Below are 18,837 nucleotides of genomic sequence, written 5' to 3'. Positions count from 1 at the left end.
AGAAAGGGCCGCTCCTTCGGGAGTGGCCCTTTTTTTACGTCTTCTTGGTGGTTGTGCCAGACCAACGCCGCGACTAAACGGCTAGGCGGCGCGCCCGTAGCTCAGTCGGATAGAGCATCGGATTCCTAATCCGGGGGCCACAGGTTCGAATCCTGTCGGGCGCACCAACCACCCGTAAAACTGGTTTAGTTGACGTCTTCCGGCGGGGCGACTGGCAGTGGTAGGGGCGCAACAGGCACGCCCTCGTCCAGCAATTCTCTGGCTTCCTGTATGCTGGCCTCGCCATGAATGGGTGCGTGATCACGCTCCCCATAATGCATGGCACGGGTCTGCTCGACAAAGTCCTTGCCCACCCATGTGCTGTCCTTCAGCGCCTTTGCCTGCGCTTCTGCCAGCTTGCCAAGCGCCTGCGCCACTTCGGGTGACATCGGCGTGTTGGACAGCTCCTTCTCGGACCGAGAGCGGGTTGAGGTCTGCACGACCTGCTGGTTGCCTTTCTTGCCGACCGACGGTGCCATGGGTGCCTTGCTGATCTCCTCCGATCCGCATTGCGGACAGGCGACAAGTCCACGCTCGCACTGCGAAGCGAAATCATCGGAGGAGCCGAACCACCCTTCAAACCGGTGGCCCTGATCACACGAGAGGTCGAATACGATCATCTGCTGGGTGATTTAGGGATATTGCGCTTGTTGGCAAGGCAAGGCAGCTGTTTGCGCACCTCTGCAATCCGGTTAAGATCGACGTCGCAGATCTGCATCCCGGCGGCATCTCCGCCCAGATCTAGCTGCACGACGCCCCATGGCCCGACGACGAGCGAATGGCCATAGGTTGATCGCCCGTCTTCATGATCGCCCACTTGCGCCGCCGCGATTACGAAGGCGCTCGCCTCCACCGCGCGGGCGCGCTGCAGCAGGTGCCAGTGCGCCTTGCCCGTCGGCACGGTGAATGCCGCGGGTATGGCAATGGCATCGCAGCGACGCCTGCCCAGCTCATCAAACAGAGCGGGGAACCGGATGTCATAACACGTTGCCAGGCCAAGGCGTCCAAGCGGCGTGTCATCCACCGTCACGACCTGTTCTCCAGGTGCATAGGCCGCGGATTCGCGCCAGCTTTCGCCCGTATCCAGTTCCACATCGAACATATGGATCTTGTCATATCGCGCGGCCACGTCGCCCTTGTGATCAAACAATATCGTACGATTGGTCCAGCGCCCGTCATCGCGCGCCACGGGTAGGCCGAGGGCGATCCAGATCGAGGCGTCTGCGGCAGCGCGCGCCACGATTTCGACGATCGGGCTGGCGGATTCCGCGACGATATTCTCCGCCGCGCGGCTGCGCTTGCGATCCAGCAGTCCTGCCATCTCCGGGGTGAAGAGCATCTGCGCCCCCTCCCCCGCCGCGCGATTTGCCGCATCGGCTATGGCATTGGCATTCGCGATCGGGTCAATGCCCGATGTCATCTGCAACAGCGCGATTTTTGGCATCGTGCCGCGCCTCAAAGTCCCAGTAGCGTATCCAGCCGACCTTCGCGTTCCAGCGCGGCGAGCTCATCCGATCCGCCGATGGGTTTATCGTCGATGAAAATCTGCGGCACGGTGCGCGCATCGGGTTTACGATCAACCATTTCCTGCCGCTTTGGACCGCCAAGGGAGATATCGTATTCCTCATACTCCACGCCCTTGGAATCCAGCAATTGCTTGGCACGGTGGCAGTAGCCGCAGTACATTTTCGTATAGATTTCGACTTTGGGCGTACTCACGAGATTCCCCTGCAAGGTGTGGAGCCAGTGTTCTTGAAAGCCTGGACAGCTTCCCTATCTGAAACACACGGATGCCGAAAGCGGGTCCGTATAACCTTCAAATTGCTCAGAAGAGGATTTGTTTCAAATGAATCGTACAGACTTTACCCCCTATCGCCGTTCAACCGTCGGGTTCGATCGCCTGTTCGACCTGTTGGAGAACAACACCCGCAACAGCGGCGACAACTATCCCCCCTTCAATATCGAGCGGCGCGATGAAGATGCCTATCGCATCACCATTGCCGTGGCCGGCTTCCGGTCCGAAGACCTCGATATCACCGCTCAGCAGAACCTGCTGACGGTACAGGGCCGCAAGCGTGATGAAGAGGCCAATGGAGAGATGCTGCATGTCGGCATCGCAAACCGCGGTTTTGAACGCCGCTTCGAACTGGCTGACTACGTCCGCGTGGACAACGCCGATCTTGCCGATGGCCTTCTGGTGATCGACCTTGTGCGCGAAGTGCCCGAAGCGATGAAGCCCAAGAAGATCTCCATCGGCGGCAGCACGCTGAAGGTGGTCGAAAACAAGGAAACCGGTGACGGTCAGGCTGACGCAGCCTGAGGCATCGGATAACCATCTTGTAGAATGAGTTGGGGGCGGAGCCCGCTAAAGCTCCGCCCCCTCGACGCTTTAGGCGCCGACTCGCCCCTGGTAAAAAGCTGTCCGGGTCGCAAGAGACAGCCTTCTTCCACAGAGCAAGATCGAACCGACAGCGCGCGAGTAACCCCTGTTGCCCGCGCTGGGTCGATCTAAACTTTAACATATTCTTAAAGGAATGTGCAGCTAACCCCGTCTGCGCACGTATTCCTTCGCGCCCTTGATAATCCGTTACGCCTTCAATCGTATAACATGCAAGATTTTTTTGAGGATAATCAAAGGCCGGAAATAACCGCGCAGTATATCAGTGGCTTATTTAAACCAATCGTGACTGTGCCAATGCCGCTGCAATAAATCCACTGAACAAGGGATGCGGATCGAACGGGCGGCTTTTCAATTCTGGATGGAACTGCACGCCAACAAACCATGGATGGTCCGGCCGCTCCACGATTTCGGGAAGCAGGCCATCGGGTGACATGCCGGAGAAGATCAGCCCGCCGGCTTCCAGCTGTTCCATGTAGTGCGAGTTCACCTCGTAACGATGGCGATGACGTTCGCTGATCGTTGTCGCGCCGCCATAGATTTCCGAAACATGGCTGTTTTCGGCCAGTTTCGCCTCATATGCGCCCAGCCGCATCGTGCCGCCAAGGTCTGTGTCGGCAGAGCGTTTCTGTAAGCCTTCCTTGCTCATCCACTCGGTGATGATACCAACCACGGGCTCGCTCGTCTCGCCAAACTCTGTGGATGAAGCGGCATCGATGCTGGCGGTGTTACGCGCCGCTTCAATGCAGGCCATCTGCATTCCCAGGCAAATGCCGAAGAATGGCACCTTGCGCTCTCTGGCAAAGCGAACCGAGGCAATCTTGCCTTCGGACCCGCGCTCTCCGAACCCGCCTGGCACCAAGATGCCGTGCAACGGCTCCAGCGCGCTGACGATTTCGCTATCGTCCTGCTCGAACACCTCGGCATCGATCCAGCGGATGTTGACCTTGGTGCGATTGGCCATGCCGCCATGCACTAGCGCCTCGTTCAAGGACTTGTAGGCATCCGGAAGGCCGACATATTTGCCAACCACGCCAATCGTCACCTCGCCTTCGGGATGTTCGTACCGATCAACCACGTCTTCCCAGCGGGACATCGTGGGCGGATTGGATGTGCCCAGCATGGCGAAGTGGCGAAGAACCTCGGTATCCAGCCCTTCTCCATGATATTGCTGGGGCACGGCATAGATGCTGGTGGCGTCCAGCGCCGGGATGACGGAATTCGGGCGCACATTGCAGAATTGCGCGATCTTGCGCCGCTCGCTTTCCGGCAAGGGATGTTCGCAGCGGCACAGCAATACGTCGGGCTTGATGCCAAGGGACGCAAGTTCGCGCACAGAGTGCTGCGTGGGCTTCGTCTTCAGCTCTCCAGCTGCTGCGATGTAGGGCACCAGGGTGACATGCACGGAAACAGTCTGGTCAGGCTCCAGCTCGTTACGCAGCTGACGGATCGCCTCCATGAACGGCAGGCTTTCGATATCGCCCACCGTGCCGCCGATCTCGCACAGGATGAAATCATGATCGCCCTGGTCCGCCAGCGCGAATTCCTTGATCGCGTCGGTCACATGGGGGATCACCTGGACGGTGGCGCCCAGATAGTCTCCGCGCCGTTCCTTGGCGATGATATCGCGATAGACGCGGCCAGAGGTGATATTGTCGTTCTGGTGCGCCGATACGCCGGTGAAGCGTTCGTAGTGACCAAGATCGAGATCGGTCTCTGCCCCGTCATCGGTGACGTAAACCTCACCGTGCTGATAGGGGCTCATCGTCCCGGGATCTACGTTCAGATAGGGATCGAACTTGCGAATCCGGACCTTGTAGCCACGCGCCTGGAGGAGAGCAGCCAGAGAGGCTGCCATGAGACCTTTGCCAAGCGAGGAGACCACGCCGCCGGTTATGAAAATGTACCGCGCCATGGGAGTCGGGCCTTAAGCTCACACTCGGATTCGGCGCAAGCAGTTTGGTCAGTGTTTCGACGATTATGGGCAATTTGCCCGCAGAAAAATCCTATTGGGCGATATCGGCCAGCGGATCGTCATCAGCTGAAGGCACATTGCTGACAGGAGCTTCGCCATCAAGGCCGGGATCACCGGGTACGGGATCGTCATTGGTGGTGCCCTGCGTGCCGATACCCTGCGCACCCTGCGACGTGGTGCGATCGAGGCTGTCATCGAAATCGCGCTGACCCGATGCATCAACGGCAACGGCGGCAAGCACGATGGCGAGGGCCACGAAAAGAATTGCAAACCACTTTGTTGCGCGGGTCAGGAAATCCGCCGCGCCGCGTGCCGACATGAGGCCGCCGGGGCTGCCGCCACCGCCAATGCCAAGCCCGCCACCTTCAGAGCGTTGCATGAGCACGAGGATCACGAGGCCAGCGGCAACGAATGCCTGGATTACGGTGAGGAAGATAAACAGGGTCATGTCGGTTTTCTGGCAATTCTTCTGGGGGAACAGGCAGCTTGTCAGGGCAGCATGTAGGCCCCTCTATCGATAGTCACAAGAGGCGGGCCTCAGTCAGGGCTTTTAGGCACGGCTCTCAGGCAGGAACGATCAGAACTTGTCATCCTGCGTTTCAGTAGCCGCCATGATAATACCGAGGAAGCTTTCCGCAGTAAGGCTGGCACCGCCCACCAAGGCGCCGCCAACATCGTCTGCCGCCAGCAATTCCGATGCGTTTTCAGGCTTTACGGAGCCGCCATAGAGAATGCGCACTTCCGCGCCTTCTTCTCCGTACAGGGAACCGAGGATCTTGCGGATATGCCGATGCATGGCGCCGATATCTTCAACGGTGGGCGTGCGGCCGGTGCCGATGGCCCAGACTGGTTCATATGCGACGGTGACCTTTTCGGCCACACCCTCGCCCGTGGGCATCGATGCCATAAGCTGATCGCCCACGACACCTTCGGCCTTGCCCGAATCGCGCTCTGCCTCAGTCTCGCCAACGCATACGATCACGCTCATGCCCGCTGCGATTACTGCGTCGGCCTTTTCCTTGACCAGCGCATTGGTTTCGCCGTGATTGGCGCGGCGTTCCGAATGGCCAACAATCGTGAACCCGGCGCCGGCATCCTTCACCATGGCGGCAGAAATATCACCGGTGTGCGCGCCGCCATCTGCTGGGTGCACATCTTGCGCACCGATGCCGATCAGGTTGGCTTCCTTGCGCGTCGCGTGAATCAGCGTGAACGGCGGAGCCAGGGCAACTTCCACTTTCAACAACCGCTCCGCGGCGCGATCGATCGCGCGCGCTTCGGCCAGCATGGCCCGCGTGCCGTGCATTTTCCAGTTGCCGACGATGTAGGGTCGATTGGACATTTGATTATTTTTCCGTGATTTTCATTCAGGCGAGCGACGCGAAAGCGCCATGATCTCGAATTGGTATAGCTGCGCGCTAGTCTGGCGTCACGATCTTGTCAAAGCCGGTTTTCCACTTTGCGGGAAAGCTGCCTCTGCCTGTTGCGGGAGAGTCGCAGGGCGGATAAAGCGGGCGCGAAACATGGCGCGTTATCCCTCCGCTCGCGCCGCAGCATAGAAAACGACACCACCGATGATCACTTTTTTCCGCAGGTTCTTCCAGTCCAAAGTGGGCGTCGTCGTGACGCTGGCATTCCTCGGCCTGATCGCCGTGGCGTTTGCCAGTTCCGATGTGGCCAACAGCGGCATGTTCGGCAGCGTGACAGGCGGCGATCGCGTGGCAGTGGTGGGCGATCGGCGCATTTCCACAGCCGAGCTGAACACCAATGCGAACAACGCCCTGCAACAGGCGCGGGCCAATAATCCCACGCTGACGATGGCTGAATTCATCGCGCAAGGCGGCCTGGATGATGTGCTGGAACAGATGGTGAGCCGTTCGGCCGTCGCGGAATATGGCAAGGAACTTGGCCTGCGGGTGAGCGACAGGCTGGTGGATAGCGAGATCATCGCAATCCCCGCTTTCCAAGGCTTTGATGGCACGTTTGATCCAGATACCTTCCGCGCTGCACTGCGCCGCCTTAACCTGACCGAATCCACCGTGCGTGATGATCTGGCGATGGGCCTTTATGCGCGCCAGCTGGTCCTGCCGATTGGCCACGGCTCCCAGTTGCCGGACAGTTTCGTGCGCCGTTATGCACAGCTGCGTAACGATACCCGCGTGGGCAGCGCGGCCAACATCCCCGCCGCTGCCTTCGCACCCGAAGGAGAGCCCAGCGACGCGGTGCTGCAGGAATATTATGACGCCAATCGTTCGGACTATGTCCGGCCGGAACGCCGCGTAATACGCTATGCCACCTTCGATATCGGCGCAGTCGGGGATCTTGAGCCGGTGACGCAGGAACAGATTGCCCGCCGATACCAGCGCGACGCCGAGGTTTACCAACCCACCGAGCAGCGCAGCTTTACCCAGCTTGTTGTCCCTACAGAGGCTGCCGCACAGGCGGTGATTGACGAGGTTGCTGGCGGCGTCTCGCTGGAGGCATCGGCCCAGTCCAAGGGATTGAGCACGACTGACCTGACGGATGTGGATCGCGGAACGCTGCAATCGCAATCTTCCGCGCAGGTTGCCGCGGCAGGTTTCGATGGCAGTCAGGGTGCGCTTGTCGGCCCCGTACGCGGTGATCTTGGCTGGTATGTCCTGAGGGTGGACAATGTGAACCGGATCAGCGGCCAGAGCGTGGAGCAAGCCAGCGCATCTATCCGAGATCAGCTGGAGGAAGAGCGCCGCAGGCTGGCGCTGAACGAGCTGACTGCCAGGCTGGAGGATGAATTCCGCGATGGCCGCAGTCTTTCCGAAGCGGCGCAGGAACTGGGGCTGGAAATCCAGACCACGCCGCCGCTCACCGCGGATGGTCGCATCTACGGCACGCAGGAAACCGCGCCGCAGGAGCTGGCGCGCGTGCTGTCCTTCGCCTTCGAAAAGCCGGAAGCCAGCGATCCTGAGCTGACCGAGATCGTGGCGGGCGAGCAGTTTCTTGTATTCGATGTGCCGGAAATTACTCCCAGCGCCACGGCCCCGCTGGCGGAGATCAAACCGGAAGTGACACTGGCATGGCGCCGCGCAGAAGGCATGGCTGCCGCCAATGCCGCCTCTGCCCGTATCCAAAAGCGCGTTGCCGGTGGCGCTTCCCTGGCAGAGGCAGTTGCAGCCGAAGACGTGGCACTGCCCGCCCCGCAGCCGCTGCGCCTGAACCGTCAGCAGGTGGCCCAACAGGGTCAGGTTACACGGGCAAGCCTGCTGTTCTTCTCCATGGCCGAAGGCACGGTGAAGCGCGTGCGCCAGGAAGAGACGAGCGCATGGCTGGTGATAGAGCTGGATGAAATCGAAACGCCGGACATTGCCGAGGACGGCCCGCTCTTCGCCTCAATCCAGCAGCAGCTGGGAGAGGCCGCGGGTTCGGAATATCTGGAGCAGTTCCTCGAAGCGGCCGAAGCATCCTATGATGTTGAACTGAATGATGCTGCGATCGATGCGGTGCGCACGCAGCTCAGCGGCTCGGCCAACTAGAGGCTACTCAGCTTGTCTGCATCGCCTCTCAATGCCGAAGCTGCAAAAAGCGCACTGTCCGGCGGGCAAAACACGCTCGTCTGGCGGCGCGTTGTCGCCGATACCGAAACGCCCATCGGCGCTGCGCTGAAACTGATTGAGCCGGGGCGCGGCGATTTCCTGCTTGAATCGGTAGAGGGCGGAGAGATACGCGGCCGCTACAGCCTGCTCGGCCTGGATCCTGACCTGGTGTTCCGGGCGACCGGGGCGACCGCGCAGATCAATCGACAATGGCGCCGGGATCGCGAAGCTTTCGATGATCTCGACGGGGACAGCATGGCCGAACTGCGCGTTTTGGCCAACGCCTGCCGCATAGACATGCCCGAAGGCCTGCCGCCTGCCCTCGCCTGTCTTGTCGGCTATTTCGGATACGAAACGATTGGCCTTGTAGAAACCCTGCCGCGCGCCCCGCAAAGCGAGCTTGATCTGCCGGACATGCTGTTTTCCCGGCCCGCGCTGGTGCTGGTGTTCGATCGGCTGAGTGACAGTCTTTATGTCATCGCGCCATTGTGGGCGGATGCGGGCAATGGCGACATCGATACCGAAGCACGGATAGAGCGCGCCAATGAACGTATCGAGGAAACGCTTCGCAAGCTTGGCGAAGCCGTGCCCGAAGCGGATCGACTGGCAGAAATGCCGAACCTCGATCTTGAAGCCGTGGTGGACCCCGAAGATTACAAGGACATCGTCCTGCGGGCGAAGGACTACATCACTGCGGGCGACATTTTCCAGGTGGTGCTGGCGCAGCGTTTCACCTGCCCGTTCCCGCTGCCGCCCATCGCGCTGTATCGTGCGCTGCGCCGGGTGAACCCGTCACCATTCCTGTATTTCCTCGATCTGCCCGGTTTTGCCGTCGTCGGTTCCAGTCCGGAGATATTGGTGCGTGTGCGCGATGGCGAGGTGACATTGCGCCCCATCGCCGGAACCCGCCCGCGCGGCGCGACGGAGAGTGAGGACAAGGCGAACGAGATCAGCCTTCTCGCCGATCCGAAGGAATGTGCAGAGCACCTGATGCTGCTGGACCTTGGCCGCAATGACGTGGGCCGTGTTTCGGGCGCGGACAGTGTGACCGTGACGGACAGTTTCAGCATCGAACGCTACAGCCACGTGATGCACATCGTCAGCAATGTCGTGGGTAGGCTGGCGGATGACAAGGATGCTCTCGATGCGTTGTTTGCGGGCTTCCCCGCAGGCACCGTCAGCGGGGCGCCCAAGATCCGCGCCTGCGAGATCATCGCCGAGCTTGAGCCGGAAACGCGCGGCCCCTATGCGGGCGGCGTGGGCTATTTCGCGCCCGATGGATCGGTAGACAGCTGCATCGTTTTGCGCACCGCCGTGGTGAAGGATGGCACGATGCATGTGCAAGCTGGCGCAGGCATCGTGGCAGACAGCGTTCCCGAATACGAAGCGGCGGAATGCCGCCACAAGGCCGGCGCACTGATCGCCGCCGCGCGTGAGGCGGTGGAGGTGGCGAGCGAGCCGGGGTTCGGCCAGTGAGGCGTGCCTTCGCTGGTCTTCTCCTGATAGCGACGGCTGCCTGCTCCATTCGCACCGATGCCGAAGATCAGGAACAGCGCGTTTCTATCTGTGAGCCGATCGTCTTCGAAGATTCTCCCTTCACCCATTGCACCGCGCAGCCGGGTAAGCATGACATTGCCATGGCGCTATCGCCTGAAGACAGCGATCGGCCCTATCGATCGCTTGGCGCGCTGTCCGATGCGCTTGGCGATCAATCTGCCGGTCTGGCGCTGGCCATGAACGGCGGCATGTACGATGCCGATGGAAATCCTATCGGCTATTATGTCGAGGACGGTAAGCGCCTCGGCATGCTCAACCAGAACGATGGTCCGGGCAATTTCCACCTTTTGCCCAATGGCGTTTTCTTCGGGGAAACTGCCAGCGGCCCGTGGAGGGTTTGGGATACCCAGCGCTTCGCAGACGATATCGAGGAAAGGCCGCAGTTCGCCACGCAATCGGGCCCCATGCTTGTCATCGACGGGGAACTGCATCCGGCCTTCGATACAGATGGCAGCAGCCGCAAGATCCGTAATGCCGTGGGCGTGGATGCCGCAGGCAGAGCGCACTTCATCATCACGGAGGCACCCGTCAGTTTCGGCAAACTGGCGCGATTGTATCGAGACGTGCTGAAGGTGAACAACGCTTTGTTCCTGGATGGCAGCGTTTCACAAATCTGGGACCCGGCCAAAGGCCGTCTTGATACCGGCCCATCCATCGGGCCAATTATCCTCGTAACCGACACGGAAAGCGCAGAATGACACAATATCGCGGCCTTTATCCCGAAATTGAGCCCTTCGACAGCGGTATGCTGGATGTTGGCGAAGGGCATTCGCTGTATTGGGAGCGCGTGGGCACGAAGGGTGCGAAGCCCGCCGTAATGCTGCACGGCGGCCCCGGTGGCGGGATCAGCCCCGATCATCGCCGCCAGTGGGACCCGGAACTTTACGATGTGCTGCTGTTCGATCAGCGCGGTTGCGGCAAATCCCTGCCCTTTGCAGAGATAGAGAACAACGACACCTGGCGCATCGTTGCCGATATGGAACGGCTGCGCGCAATGTGCGGCTTTGAAAAGTGGCAGGTATTCGGCGGTAGCTGGGGCGCAACACTCGCCCTCGCCTATGCTCAGACCCATCCTGATCGCACCAGCGAACTGGTGCTGCGCGGCGTCTTCCTGGGCCGGCAGAAAGAGAAATCCTGGCTGTACGAATATGGCGCCAGCGAAATCATGGCGGAGCAATGGGACGCCTTCACTGGCCTCATCCCGGAAGAAGAGCGCGGCAATCTGGTGCAAGCCTATCATGATCGCCTGACCAGCGAGGATGAAGAGACGCGCCTTGCCGCCGCGCGCGAATGGTCCCTGTGGGAAGGCAATGTCGCCACGCTATTGCCGAATGATGATCTGCTGGACAGCTTTGCCGATCCCGCCAAGGCCGTTCCTTTCGCAAGGATCTGCGCGCGTTTCTTCCTGAAGGATTTTTTTCTGCAGGAAGGCCAGCTGCTGACCAACGCCGACGCGATCCGCACGATACCGGGCATTATCGTGCAGGGCCGCCATGACATCTGCACACCGCCCACCTCCGCTTGGGAATTGCGAAAGGCCTGGCCCGAAGCGGACCTGCGCATCGTTCACGATGCCGGCCATAGTGCGTCCGAGCCCGGAATTATCGACGGGCTTGTGCGCGCAACCGATCAACTTGCGGGCAAATCCGCTTGATCGCGCGGTCGCGAAAGGCAAAGGCAGGGGCATGAGCGAAACGCCGGATATTCTCGTCGTCGACAATTACGACAGCTTCACTTTCAACCTGGTTCATTACCTGATGGAACTGGGTGCAAAGGTGGACGTGGTGCGCAACGATGCCATCACCGCGCGCGAAGCGCTGAAAACCGGGGCCGCGGGCATTCTGATCTCTCCCGGCCCCTGCACACCGAACGAAGCTGGCATCAGTCTCGATCTGGTAGCCGCGTGCGCCGATGAGCGGCGCCCCCTACTGGGCGTTTGCCTGGGGCACCAGTCGATCGGCCAGTATTTCGGCGGCACTGTCACGCGCGGCGGGCTGATGCACGGGAAGACCTCTCCTGTGGAGCATGACAACAGCGGCGTCTTTGAAGGCTTGCCCTCGCCCTTCACGGCAACGCGTTATCACTCGCTGATCGTGGAGGACATTCCGAACACGTTGATCGTAAACGCCACCAGCGAAACGCCGGGCCTTGATGGAACGGCTGTCATGGGCTTTCGCCATGCAGAGCTGCCCATTCACGGCGTGCAGTTCCATCCAGAAAGCATCGCGACGCAGTACGGGCACGATCTGCTGGCCAATTTCTGCAGCATCTGCGGCATCGACGCGAAGGTGCCGGCATGAGCGTGCTGCCATCGGTCGAACACCCTCTCACCGAAGAGGAAGCGGAAGCCGCCTTTGGCGACATGCTGGACGGCAAGCCCGGCGAGGAGGAGATCACCCGGTTCCTTTCCGATCTGTCCGATCGCGGCGAACATGCGGAAGAGATTGCAGGGGCGGCCCGCGCCATGCGCGAACGGATCATCCCGATCACCGCGCCTGATAATGCGATCGACGTGTGCGGCACGGGCGGTGACGGGCATCACACGCTGAACGTTTCCACCGCGGTATCGCTTGTGGTGGCTGCCTGCGGTGTACCTGTGGCAAAGCACGGCAATCGCGCGGCAAGTTCAAAGGCGGGTGCGGCAGATACGCTGGAGGCGCTGGGCCTGGACATGGATGCCGCGGGCAGGACTGCCGAGCATACGTTGCGCGAAATCGGCATATGCTTCCTGTTTGCCAAGAATCATCATCCCGCCATGGCGCGTATCCAGCCCATTCGCACAAAGCTGGCAAAGCGCACTATATTCAACCTCATGGGCCCGCTTGCGAACCCCGCACGTGTGCGCCGTCAACTGATCGGCATCGCGCGGCCGGCCTATGTTCCCATTTATGCCGATGCGATGGCGCGGCTGGGCACGGAACGCACCTTCATCGTTTCCGGGGATGAGGGGCTGGACGAACTGAGCCTGGACGAAGGCAACGAGGTTGCCGATGTGCAGGGCCGCGAAGTGTTGATGCGGCGCGTGCGCGCCGAAGATGCAGGACTTGCCCATGCCCCTGTCGAAGCTATCCGTGGCGGCGATGCCGTGCATAATGCAAAGGCGCTGGAGGCATTGCTGATGGGCGCGCCCGGCCCCTATCGCGACGCCGTGCTGTTCAACGCGGCAGCATCGCTCATGGTGGCTGGCGAGGTTGAGAACTGGGAGGACGGCGTGGAAGAGGCAGCGGAAGCTCTGGACAAGGGGCTGGCCAAGGCGCTTCTCGATTGCTGGATTGCGGCGGCGAAATGAACAAGCTCGATGAAATCTGCGCGACGAAGCGCGAGGAAGTGCGCGCGCGCAAGGGTGGCAAGACGCTTGCTGATCTGGAGGCGCTTGCTGCAGCCGCATCCGCCCCGCGCGGGTTTCGCCGCGCGCTGGAGGAAAAGGCGGCGGAGGGTTTCGGCCTGATCGCCGAAATCAAGAAAGCTTCGCCGTCCAAGGGGTTGATAAGAGAAGATTTTCGCCCGCACCAGCACGCAATGGATTATGCCAAGGGCGGCGCTGCATGCCTCTCCGTCCTCACCGATGCCCCCTATTTTCAGGGGCATGAGGATTACCTGACGGATGCGCGCGCATCATGCGCCCTGCCCGTCTTGCGCAAGGATTTCATGGTCGATCCATGGCAAGTGGCAGAAAGCCGCGCGCTGGGCGCCGATGCAATCCTGGTGATCGTTGCGGCACTGGACGATGCTCTGATGGCAGAGATCGAAGCGGCGGCGATCGATCTTGGCATGGATGTGCTGGTGGAGGTGCATGATGAGCGTGAGCTGGAACGTGCGGCCACGAAGCTGTCGTCCCGCTTGCTTGGCGTGAACAACCGCGATCTCAAGACTTTCAGCACCGATATTGCCACCACCGCGCGGCTTGCCCCGCTGGCTCCGGAAGGTGCCCTGCTGGTGGGCGAAAGCGGGATCAACACGCATGATGACTGCCAGCGCCTCGCAGAGTCCGGCGTGCGCTGCTTCCTGGTGGGGGAAAGCCTTATGCGTCAGGCAGATGTAGAGTTGGCGACGCGCAAATTGTTGCAAGGTTAGACTTGCTCCCAATCCGAATGCGCCGCATGCTGGCCCGGTATGCGACGATGACCGTCGTGCAAACCTAATGAAGGGGATACCAATGGGAATTTTCAGCTCCATGAAGGAAGCCATTTTCGGCAAGGAAGCAAAGGCTCAGGAAGCGCCGAAAACCACATCCACTCCGGGCGCAGGCGGCTTTGGCCGTGCGCAGGAAAAGGGCGAGGCCATCAGCGAAGTCGACGTTGAAGCTCGCCTCGATGCCATGGACGGTGCGGACAAGCTGAACTGGCGCACCTCGATCGTGGATCTCATGAAGCTGGTGGGCCTCGATCCCAGCTATGAGAACCGCAAGGAACTGGCGCACGAGATGGGTGACAATGATTATTCGGGCACAGCGCAAGAGAACATCGCGCTGCATCGGCATGTCATGGACAAGCTGGCCGAAAATGGCGGCAAGGTTCCGCAAAGCCTGCGCAGCTGATTATTGCCCGGTAATCATTGCCCAGTAATTATTGCTCGGTCCGGGCGATCTGCGATAGGTCGCCCGGATGAGTGAACTTACACATCTTGATGACAAGGGCGCCGCGCGCATGGTGGACGTGGGCGGCAAGGCTGAAACCGTGCGCAGCGCAACCGCCGGTGGACGCATCCGCATGGCGCCCGCAACGCTTAAGGCGGTAAAAGAGGGCAGCGGGCCCAAGGGCGATGTGCTTTCGGCAGCGCGAATCGCCGGGATCATGGCGGCCAAGAAGACGGGTGATCTTATCCCCCTGTGCCACCCCCTGGCACTGAATACCGTCAGCGTGGACTTCACTTTTCAGGATGATGCGGTGGAGGTCACCGCGCGCGCCGCCCTTACGGGCAAGACCGGCGTTGAAATGGAAGCGCTGACTGCCGCCTCAATCGCGCTTCTCACCCTGTATGATATGGCAAAGGCCCTGGAAAAGGGCATGGTGATCGAACACGTGCGCCTGCTGGAGAAGACCGGCGGAAAAAGCGGCGACTGGCGCGCGGAATAACGCTGCGATGGCACCGCCCAAACCGATTCCGCTGGAGCAGGCGCAAGAGCGGATTTGCGCCCTCGCCTCTCCATTTCCTATCGAGCAGGTCAAATCTGCCGATGCCATAGGCCGCTACCTCGCGCAGGATATACTGGCGCGGCGCACGCAGCCGATGGCGGATCTGTCTGCAATGGATGGCTATGCGGTAATGTCAGAAGATCTTGGTGGGCCATGGCGCGTAACGGGCGAAAGCGCCGCTGGGCATCCCTACGCTGGCACCCTGTCAAAGGGAGAAGCCGCGCGGATTTCCACTGGGGCTATCATGCCAGATGGCGCGGGCGCTGTTTTGCTTCAGGAGAACGCGACGCGCGATGGCACCGCGCTTTCGCTGAACGGCGAGGGAGAGCCTACGCCCCGCCACATTCGCCGCGCGGGGTTCGATTTTGCCACGGGCGACGTGCTGCTGAATCAGGGCACTGTGATCGGGCCTGCACAGCTTGCCCTCGCGATTTCCGGTGGCCATGGCACGCTCCCCATGCGCCGACGTCCCTCGCTCGCGGTTCTCGACAGTGGTGACGAACTAGGCGCCGATCCCGCCAATTGCGGTCCGCATCAGATCCCGGCCAGCAACGGACCGGCGATTGCCGCCCTTGCCCAGCCCTTCGTTTCGCAGGTGCATCGCATCGGCCCGGTCCGCGACACGATGGAGGCCATGATGGAGGGGCTTGAACGGGCCTCTGTCGCCGATGTCATTGTCACCAGCGGCGGCGCATCGGTGGGCGATCACGATCTCGTTCGCCCTGCTCTGGAGAAATGGGGAGCCGAGATCGATTTCTGGCGCGTCGCGATGAAGCCGGGAAAGCCGCTGATGGTGGCGCGCCGCGGTGAGCAGGTGATCCTGGGGCTGCCCGGCAATCCCGTTTCCAGTTTCGTGACCGCCTATCTTTTCCTGCTGCCTTTGCTGCGCACCATGGCGGGCGCGAGTGAGAGCCTGCCCTACGCAACGCCGCTGCCCTGCGTTGATCCCTTACCGGCAGGGGGTACGCGGACGGAGTTCCTGCGCGGTCATTTCGTGGCTGGCGGAGTGGCCGTGATTGACGAGCAGGACAGCAGCGCGCTACGCGCTCTCGCCGCTGCCGATGTGCTGATCCGCCGGGACATTGAAACGCCCGCCACCAAGGCGAATGACATGGTGCCGTGCTATCGCATCCAAAATGGCGGTATCGCTTGACTTGCGCAAATCTGTTTCTTAATTGTTCCTTATTCGTTCCTAAAGTGGAACATTGATAAGGGGCTTGCCCATGCTGACTGCCAAGCAACACGAACTGCTGCTGTTCATTAACCGCCGTCTGGAAGACAGCGGTATCTCTCCCAGTTTTGAGGAGATGAAGGACGCGCTCGATCTGAAAAGCAAATCCGGCGTTCATCGCCTGATTTCTGCGCTGGAAGAACGCGGCTTCATCCGTCGTCTGCCCAACCGTGCGCGCGCTCTGGAAGTGGTCAAGATGCCGGAGAACCTTGGCAGCAAAGGGATGGAGGCTGTCGCAAAGGTGACCACCCCGCCTGCCAGTCAGCCAGAGCCTGCCAATGACGTGATCCAGATACCCTTGCATGGCCGCATCGCTGCAGGCGTGCCGATAGAGGCGCTGGAAGACAGTCAGACCTTGCCCGTCCCTGCGGCCCTGCTCGGTTCGGGTGAGCATTATGCCTTGGAAGTATCCGGCGATTCAATGGTGGAAGCCGGCATCTTTGACGGCGATTTTGCGCTGGTGAAGAAGGCAGACACCGCGCGCGATGGTGATATCGTGGTCGCTCTCGTCAATGACGAGGAAGCTACGCTGAAATACCTTTACCACGATGGCGGCAAGATCCGCCTCGATCCCGCAAACGCTGCCTATGATCCCCAGATTTACGAGGATCGCCAGGTGCAGGTTCAGGGAAAACTGGCAGGTCTTCTCCGGCGCTATCACTAGGCTGCGTTTGAATTTTGAATTGTCAGGGCGGCATCCGCGAGGGTGCCGCCCTTTCCATATGCACCAATTCAATCTTCGGTGCGCCCGCGCCACCAGCCATGTTCGCCTTGCGATTCTGCAACGGTGCGAATTTCGGGCTCATCGGCCAATGTGATCGACAATCCCCCCGTGCGCGAGAGCATCTGCCTGTCGGCCTTCAGCCAACGCGGTGAACAACTGTCGGGCAGCCAGCGATCCGAAATGACGATGTCTGAGCGCTCGCAAGCGGCAGCAAGGGCGCGTTCGCCCACGATGTTGCGGCTGCGGCTCATCAGGATATCCCAGTCCCTCGCGCCGCGTTGAATGGTCACCACGCAGAAATCGGCGCTGCATTGCGCCCCCGGCCAGTTCTCCATCGGCGCCGTTTCGCCTTCCACGCCCGCCAGTTCCAGCATGTTATCGCGGGTATAATCGCTCCGCGTATCGCGCAGCACCAGCAGGCGAGCATCTTCCCCGGTGATGCCCACATGTCTTCCGTCGCTGGAAACCAGCACATCGGGAATTGGTGAGGCTATCACCATCACGGTGGCGACGGCGGCAGGGATGAAGCCCAGTAATCGCCCCCTGCCCCGCCACAGGGCTAGCCACAAACCGCCTGCCACGAACATGGCGAAGGCAAGTCCGCTCACCTGCGGAATAAGCTTTACTGCGCCGGGTTGGCTGGATGTGAAGTGAGCAATCCCGATCAGGAGATCCAGCGATTTGCCCACCAGCCACCAGGCTGGCGCGCCGGCGCCCACGATGTCCAGAGCCAGAGCCAGCGCAATCAGCGGCATGGATATGAAAGTGACCAGCGGAATGGCGATGACATTGGCCAGCGCGCCATAGACGCCTGCCCGGTGGAAGTGGAACAACACGATCGGCATCAAGGCAATCTCGATCACCATGCCGGTGATCAGCAGCATCACCGTTCTGCGCCCGATCACGGCAAGGCGGCCCTCCTCCCTAGGGGCGAGGAAGCGCTTCACAGGCTCCGAATTATGCAGCGCGACAATGGCGATGACAGCGGAGAAACTCATCTGGAAGCTTGGGCCAACTAGGCTTTCCGGCCACAACAGCAGAACGGCAACCGCCGCCACCGCCACCATTCGCAGCGACAGCGGTTCGCGCCCGATGGAAAGCGCGCCCAGCACCAGCAGGGCCGCGATGCAGCTGCGCACTGTCGGCACCTGCGCTCCTGTCAGTAAAGTGTAGCCGATGCCGGCCAGCGCGGCCACGCCTGCCGCGGCCACCGGCAGGCGTACACGCAGAACCAGCCATGGCCACAGCGCCAGCAGGCTGATTGCCACCAGATATGTGCCAGCGATCACCGCGCTCACGTGCAATCCGCTGATGGACAGAAGGTGCGTCAGGCCCGCGTCGCGCATGGCGTCCTCGTCCGCCTCGCTGATCGCGCCCCTGTCTCCGCTGGCGAAAGCGGCGGCGATGCTGCCCGGCGATCCGCCAAGGTTTTCACGAACACGGGCAGAAAGGCGCCGCTGCAAGGATGCGATGGGGTCCGCCCCTCCCTCGGCAGGTTCCAGCACGCGCATCTCCCCCTGGGCGCTGCCGGTAGCCGCCAATCCTGCGAACCATGCGGTGCGGGCGAAATCATATCCGCCGGGCAACATGGGGGATGCAGGCGGCATCAGTCTCGCCTGCGCCTCCACCAGCGCGCCTTCATCCAGACCGGGACTATCGGCCTCCAGCGGCACGTTGATGCGGATTTTGACAGGCTCGCCCGTCTCAGGGTGGCGCGTCGCCAGCACCAGCCGGGTGCGCTCTCTTGAAGGTTGCTCGATCCGTTCCAGCACGCGCCCCTGGAAGGTGTCGTAAACCGGCCGATCGAATGGCTGCGCGCCCACCATCTCCGATCGAGACCACGCCAGCCCTGTGCCAAATGCCAGCAGCAGCCCGCAGGCGACCAGTGCGCTGACCAGATGCGTGCGATCGTCGCGGCCCTTCCACAGGGCTACGGCGCCGATGGCGGTCATCAGCCCGGTGGCGATGGCGAAAACCCAATATACTGGCGAATCGAGCACGAACCACAGGCCGATTCCCGCCGCCAGCGCGACCGCCATCCACGGCCCCCGGTCAAAGCCCGATTGCGCCAGGAAACGCTCTGCAATCTCCGCCACGCTGGACAAATCACGCAGCTTTCGCCAATGCGTGTGCTGCGGCGCAGCATCGCCCGGTTCCTCACCCATTGGTACCAGTGGCGGATGCTTTGTAGCCATCAAATTATAGGACA

The 18,837-nt window shown here is 61.2% G+C and carries 19 protein-coding genes and 1 tRNA gene; 13 read left to right on the top strand and 7 right to left on the bottom strand.

Going from position 1 to position 18,837, the window contains the following annotated elements:
- Positions 1–90 precede the first annotated feature (90 nt).
- Positions 91–167 (top strand) — tRNA-Arg (locus GRF63_RS08490).
- An 18-nt stretch (positions 168–185) separates the two neighbouring features.
- Here the strand turns inward: GRF63_RS08490 and GRF63_RS08485 are convergent.
- The 3 genes from GRF63_RS08485 to grxC are packed head-to-tail and all read right to left on the bottom strand — an operon-like array spanning position 186 to position 1,758.
- Positions 186–659, bottom strand: a complete 474-nt coding sequence (locus GRF63_RS08485) for a DUF1178 family protein (RefSeq protein ID WP_160485600.1) — start codon at positions 657–659, stop codon at positions 186–188.
- Positions 656–1,483, bottom strand: coding sequence for a carbon-nitrogen hydrolase family protein (locus tag GRF63_RS08480; protein ID WP_160485599.1), 828 nt, complete (start codon positions 1,481–1,483; stop codon positions 656–658). The genes GRF63_RS08485 and GRF63_RS08480 overlap by 4 nt, the downstream gene beginning before the upstream one ends.
- 11 nt (positions 1,484–1,494) lie before the next feature.
- On the bottom strand, positions 1,495–1,758 hold the full coding sequence (gene grxC, locus GRF63_RS08475) for a glutaredoxin 3 (RefSeq protein WP_160485598.1): 264 nt from the start codon (positions 1,756–1,758) through the stop codon (positions 1,495–1,497).
- A gap of 127 nt (positions 1,759–1,885) precedes the next feature.
- On the opposite strand from grxC, the gene GRF63_RS08470 reads away from it, so the two are divergent.
- Positions 1,886–2,359: an Hsp20 family protein gene (locus GRF63_RS08470; protein ID WP_160485597.1), complete on the top strand. Its 474-nt coding sequence runs from the start codon at positions 1,886–1,888 to the stop codon at positions 2,357–2,359.
- A gap of 352 nt (positions 2,360–2,711) precedes the next feature.
- Here the strand turns inward: GRF63_RS08470 and GRF63_RS08465 are convergent, their stop codons facing one another.
- The 3 genes from GRF63_RS08465 to tpiA all read right to left on the bottom strand — a co-directional run bounded on the left by GRF63_RS08465 (position 2,712) and on the right by tpiA (position 5,754).
- Positions 2,712–4,352 carry a CTP synthase gene (locus GRF63_RS08465; RefSeq protein ID WP_160485596.1) on the bottom strand — a complete coding sequence of 547 codons (1,641 nt, stop codon included), beginning with the start codon at positions 4,350–4,352 and terminating at the stop codon, positions 2,712–2,714.
- 91 nt (positions 4,353–4,443) lie between these two features.
- Positions 4,444–4,860: a preprotein translocase subunit SecG gene (gene secG, locus GRF63_RS08460; RefSeq protein ID WP_202131660.1), complete on the bottom strand. Its 417-nt coding sequence runs from the start codon at positions 4,858–4,860 to the stop codon at positions 4,444–4,446.
- A gap of 129 nt (positions 4,861–4,989) precedes the next feature.
- Positions 4,990–5,754: a triose-phosphate isomerase gene (gene tpiA, locus GRF63_RS08455; protein WP_160485595.1), complete on the bottom strand. Its 765-nt coding sequence runs from the start codon at positions 5,752–5,754 to the stop codon at positions 4,990–4,992.
- A 232-nt stretch (positions 5,755–5,986) separates the two neighbouring features.
- On the opposite strand from tpiA, the gene GRF63_RS08450 reads away from it, so the two are divergent.
- The 11 genes from GRF63_RS08450 (at position 5,987) to lexA (ending at position 16,568) form a co-directional block, all read left to right on the top strand.
- A complete protein-coding gene (locus tag GRF63_RS08450; protein ID WP_160485594.1) occupies positions 5,987–7,921 on the top strand; it encodes a peptidylprolyl isomerase in 1,935 nt (644 codons plus the stop codon).
- A gap of 12 nt (positions 7,922–7,933) precedes the next feature.
- Positions 7,934–9,457, top strand: coding sequence for an anthranilate synthase component I (gene trpE, locus GRF63_RS08445; protein WP_160485593.1), 1,524 nt, complete (start codon positions 7,934–7,936; stop codon positions 9,455–9,457).
- Positions 9,454–10,236 carry a phosphodiester glycosidase family protein gene (locus GRF63_RS08440; protein ID WP_160485592.1) on the top strand — a complete coding sequence of 261 codons (783 nt, stop codon included), beginning with the start codon at positions 9,454–9,456 and terminating at the stop codon, positions 10,234–10,236. Before trpE ends, GRF63_RS08440 begins: the two co-directional genes overlap by 4 nt.
- Positions 10,233–11,192, top strand: coding sequence for a prolyl aminopeptidase (gene pip, locus GRF63_RS08435; RefSeq protein ID WP_160485591.1), 960 nt, complete (start codon positions 10,233–10,235; stop codon positions 11,190–11,192). Before GRF63_RS08440 ends, pip begins: the two co-directional genes overlap by 4 nt.
- A 31-nt stretch (positions 11,193–11,223) precedes the next feature.
- Positions 11,224–11,838, top strand: a complete 615-nt coding sequence (locus tag GRF63_RS08430; protein ID WP_160485590.1) for an anthranilate synthase component II — start codon at positions 11,224–11,226, stop codon at positions 11,836–11,838.
- Entirely contained in the window at positions 11,835–12,827 is a 993-nt protein-coding gene (trpD, locus tag GRF63_RS08425; RefSeq protein ID WP_160485589.1) for an anthranilate phosphoribosyltransferase, read from the top strand. Before GRF63_RS08430 ends, trpD begins: the two co-directional genes overlap by 4 nt.
- Positions 12,824–13,612 carry an indole-3-glycerol phosphate synthase TrpC gene (gene trpC, locus GRF63_RS08420; RefSeq protein ID WP_160485588.1) on the top strand — a complete coding sequence of 263 codons (789 nt, stop codon included), beginning with the start codon at positions 12,824–12,826 and terminating at the stop codon, positions 13,610–13,612. The genes trpD and trpC overlap by 4 nt, the downstream gene beginning before the upstream one ends.
- 82 nt (positions 13,613–13,694) lie before the next feature.
- Positions 13,695–14,075, top strand: a complete 381-nt coding sequence (locus GRF63_RS08415; protein WP_160485587.1) for a DUF3597 domain-containing protein — start codon at positions 13,695–13,697, stop codon at positions 14,073–14,075.
- 67 nt (positions 14,076–14,142) lie between these two features.
- A complete protein-coding gene (moaC, locus tag GRF63_RS08410) occupies positions 14,143–14,613 on the top strand; it encodes a cyclic pyranopterin monophosphate synthase MoaC (protein ID WP_160485586.1) in 471 nt (156 codons plus the stop codon).
- Between the two features lie 7 nt (positions 14,614–14,620).
- Complete coding sequence (locus GRF63_RS08405; RefSeq protein ID WP_160485585.1) at positions 14,621–15,826, top strand: molybdopterin molybdotransferase MoeA; 1,206 nt, start codon at positions 14,621–14,623, stop codon at positions 15,824–15,826.
- Between the two features lie 70 nt (positions 15,827–15,896).
- Positions 15,897–16,568 carry a transcriptional repressor LexA gene (gene lexA / locus GRF63_RS08400; protein ID WP_160485584.1) on the top strand — a complete coding sequence of 224 codons (672 nt, stop codon included), beginning with the start codon at positions 15,897–15,899 and terminating at the stop codon, positions 16,566–16,568.
- Positions 16,569–16,636: 68 nt separating this feature from the next.
- On the opposite strand, the gene GRF63_RS08395 is transcribed toward lexA, so the two are convergent.
- Positions 16,637–18,823: a ComEC/Rec2 family competence protein gene (locus GRF63_RS08395; RefSeq protein ID WP_160485583.1), complete on the bottom strand. Its 2,187-nt coding sequence runs from the start codon at positions 18,821–18,823 to the stop codon at positions 16,637–16,639.
- Positions 18,824–18,837 lie beyond the last annotated feature (14 nt).

It is taken from the genome of Aurantiacibacter rhizosphaerae, assembly GCF_009807005.1.
Classification (GTDB): domain Bacteria; phylum Pseudomonadota; class Alphaproteobacteria; order Sphingomonadales; family Sphingomonadaceae; genus Alteraurantiacibacter; species Alteraurantiacibacter rhizosphaerae.
This window is presented reverse-complemented; position numbering and strand designations above follow the sequence as displayed.